Consider the following 2,622-nt stretch of genomic DNA (forward strand, 5'->3'; position numbering starts at 1 on the left):
GGCAGCGAATAGGTCTTGCAGTTGGTGAAGCTCTTCATGGCTTCGAGCACGCCTTCCTTGTAGCCCAGGCCCGAGTCCTTGATGCCGCCGAAGGGCGTCAGCTCCAGCCGGTAGCCGGGCACCTCGCGCACGTTGACGCTGCCCACGTTCAGCTCGCGAATGAAGCGCGTGATGTAGTCCAGCCGGTTGGTGCAGACCGCCGACGACAAACCATAGGCCGTGCCGTTGGAGATGCGGATGGCTTCTTCGATGGTCTTGAAGCGGATCACCGGCGAGACCGGCCCGAAGGTCTCGTGCTTGGCTACCGTCATCTCGGGGTCCACGTGGTCCAGCACCGTCGGCGAATACAGCGCGCCCCTGCGCTCGTTGCCGTAGCGCAGCTTCGCACCGGCTGCGATGGCTTCGTTGACTACGGCCTCGAACTGCTTGGCGGCAGCCTCGTCGATCACCGTGCCCATGTCGGTGTCCGGGTCCATTGGGTCGCCGTACTTCAGCGCGCGGGTCTTGGCGACCAGCAACTCAACGAACTGGTCCGCCACCGACTCATGCACCAGCATGCGTTTGACCGCCGTGCAGCGCTGGCCCGAGTTCTTGTACGAACCGTTGGCTGCCAGCGTGGCGGCTTCCTCCACATCCGCGTCTTCCATCACGATGATCGGATCGTTCCCCCCCAGCTCCAGGATCTGGCGCTTGTAGACCGCCTTGCCCGAGATGTACTTGCCGATGGGCACGCCACCGGTGAAGGTGACCAGGTCGACGTCGGCATTCGTGAGCAGTTCGTCGGCAATCTCGGCCGGATCGCCCGTGAGCACCGACAGCATCTGCGGCGGCAGCCCCGCCTCGTACAGGATGTCCGCCAGCAGGAAGGCCGTCAGCGGCGTCTTCTCGCTGGGCTTCAGGACGATGCGGTTGTTCGTCGCAATGGCCGGCGCCACCTTGTGGATCACCTGGTTCAGCGGATGGTTGAACGGGGTGATGGCGGTGATGGCGCCCAGGAGCGGCTCGCGCAGCGTATAGACCTTGCGGCTCTTGCCGTGGTGCGTGAGGTCGCAGGAGAACACCTGGCCGTCGTCCACCAGCGCCTGGTTGGCGGCGAACAGCAGCACGTCGGAGGCGCGTCCCACCTCGTACAGCGAGTCCTTGCGCGAGAGGCCCGATTCGAGCGTGATGGTGCGCGAGATCTCGTCCAGGCGCGAGGCAATGATCTCGCCGGCGCGCATGAGGATCTTGTAGCGCTCGTAGCGGGTGAGCGTGGACTTGTAGTCGCGGGCGATGCGCAAGGCGTTGCGCACGTCGTCCAGCGTGGCCTTGGGCACGGTGGCGATCACTTCGCCGGTGTAGGGGTAGGTGACCTCGATCGTGCGGTCGCGGTGAACGCGCTCGCCGGCGATGCGCAGCGCTTCGCGGTGGACGGTGCCTGGCTTCAGGATGGCTTGGCTCATGGGGTGCTTGCTCCGGAAGGCGATTTCGTTATTGGGCGTGGTTCAGCGCAATGTCGAGCGCATCGAAGTTGCGCAAGCGCCGACTGGCAGCAATGCCGGTGACCGGGCGGTTGCAGATGAGCGGCACGCGCTGCTCCGACACACCGCCATGCGAGCGCAGCGGCACTTCCAGCGCGGACAGGTCATGCCGGCTGGCCGAGGTACCGATGACGGTGCTCTGCTCGCTCACGACCACGATGTCGCCGATGCGGTCGGGCGGCAGCTCGAAGCGCGCGGCCGCGTCCTTGCGCGAGAGCACGAGTTCCATGCCGGGCACGCGCTGCAGGCGGTCGATCCAGCCGGGCACGCGGGCTTCGTCGGGGGCGTACACGGTGGCGAAGGAGCCGAGGGCGCCGTGATGCACCACGTACGGGTCAGTGATCGGCAGGATCACGCGGGCCAGATCTTTGCCGTACCACTCGTCGAGCACGTCCTGCAGGTAGATGACGTTGGGCGAACCATCGGTTGCGTGCTTGTCGTTCATGCCGTGGTCGGCGGTGACGACGATGGTGGCGCCCAGTGCATCGAGCTGCGCCAGGTAGCGGTCCATCATGGCGTAGAAGGCATTGGCGGCCGGGCTGCCGGGCGCGGCCTTGTGCTGCACGTAGTCGGTGGTCGACAGGTACATGAGGTCGGGGCGACGCGACTCCATCAGCTTGACGCCCGAGGCGAAGACGAACTCGGACAGCTCCGCGCTGTAGACCGAGGGCACGGGCATGCCGACCATGTCGAGCACGTTGTCGATGCCGTTTTCTTCCATCGTCACCTGGTCCGACTTCTCGGACGAGAAGCAGATGCCCTTCATGCGGTGGCCCAGCAGCTTGCGCAGCTTGTCCTTGGCGGTGACCACGGCCACCTTGGCGCCGGCATCGGCAAAGGCAGCCAGCACGGTGCCTGCGCGCAGGTACTTGGGGTCGTTCATCATGACTTCCTGGCCCAGTTCGCGGTCGAAGAAGTAGTTGCCGCAGATGCCGTGCACGGCCGGGGGCACGCCGGTCACGATGGACAGGTTGTTCGGGTTGGTGAACGAGGGCACCACGCAGTCGGCCAGCAGGTTGGCGCCCGAGGTGCGCATGCGATCGAAGTACGGGGCCACGCCCGCTGCGATGGCCGCATCCAGGTACGCCGGCTCGCTGCCGTC

2 protein-coding genes are annotated in these 2,622 nt (G+C 65.9%); both read right to left on the bottom strand.

The genetic code is table 11. The annotated features are described in order from the left end of the window. Positions 1 to 1,442: phosphonoacetaldehyde dehydrogenase (gene phnY / locus ACSFB7_RS37695; RefSeq protein ID WP_435477430.1), on the bottom strand; the 1,442-nt coding region annotated here is incomplete at its 3' end. Between the two features lie 28 nt (positions 1,443 to 1,470). Further along, the coding region (phnA, locus tag ACSFB7_RS37700; RefSeq protein WP_435477431.1) for a phosphonoacetate hydrolase at positions 1,471 to 2,622 on the bottom strand (1,152 nt) is incomplete at its 5' end.

The sequence above is a fragment of the Variovorax raffinosi genome, assembly GCF_051216615.1.
Lineage (GTDB): Bacteria > Pseudomonadota > Gammaproteobacteria > Burkholderiales > Burkholderiaceae_C > Variovorax.